General features: G+C 66.9%; 2 protein-coding genes. Both read right to left on the reverse strand.

What is annotated here, in order from left to right; all coding sequences use genetic code 11:
* A partial coding sequence (locus G7A99_RS22225) for a cytochrome o ubiquinol/quinol oxidase subunit IV (protein WP_163144172.1) occupies window positions 1-293 on the reverse strand: 293 nt, incomplete at its 3' end.
* A partial coding sequence (cyoC, locus tag G7A99_RS22230; RefSeq protein WP_163144174.1) for a cytochrome o ubiquinol oxidase subunit III occupies window positions 290-810 on the reverse strand: 521 nt, incomplete at its 5' end. The genes cyoC and G7A99_RS22225, both read right to left, overlap by 4 nt.

Genomic DNA, 810 nt, shown 5'->3' on the forward strand with positions numbered 1-810 from the left:
ATGGCCATCAGGTTCCAGCCGCCCTCGGAGCGGGAGTTCATGTGCAGGAAGTACACCATGTGCACGACGATCTGCACCGCGCCCAGGCCGAGCACCAGTAGCGTGGTGACCGCTGCGCTGTCGAGCACGTCGCCCATGACCAGCCAGAACGGGATCACCGTGAGGATCGCGGCCAGCACGAAGCCGGTCAGGTAGCCCCTGAGCGTGCCGTGCTCCGGCTCGGGCGTGCCCTCGTGGCTGTGCAGGTAACGGGGATCGGACTGATAGCCCTGATCTTCGGGTGCGCCGCTCATCGCAGAACCCCCACGAGGTAGACGAAACTGAAGACACCGACCCAGACCAGGTCCAGGAAGTGCCAGAACATGCTCAGGCAGGACAGCCGCCGCTCGTTCTCCGCGGTCAGGCCGTACCGGCCGACCTGGATCATCAGCGTTGCCAGCCAGATGATGCCGGAGGTGACGTGCAGGCCGTGGGTCGCCACCAGGGCGAAGAACGAGGAGAGGAACGCGCTGCGCCACGGGCCGGCGCCCTCGGCGATCATGTGCGCGAACTCGTTGACCTCGAAGCCGACGAAGGCCACGGCAAACAGCCCGGCGACGGCGAGCCAGGCGAGGGTGCGGGTGCGCCGGCGCTGGGCCATCTCGAGCATGGCGAAACCATAGGTGATCGAGGAGAACAGCAGGATCGCCGTGTTCAGCGCGAGCCCGTGGAGGTCGAAGACCTCCCCGGGGGTCGGGCCGCCGGCGTAGCTCCCGCCGTATACCGCGTAGCAGGCGAACAGCACCGCGAAGATCAGGCAGTCGCTCATCA

The organism is Arhodomonas sp. KWT (assembly GCF_010993615.1).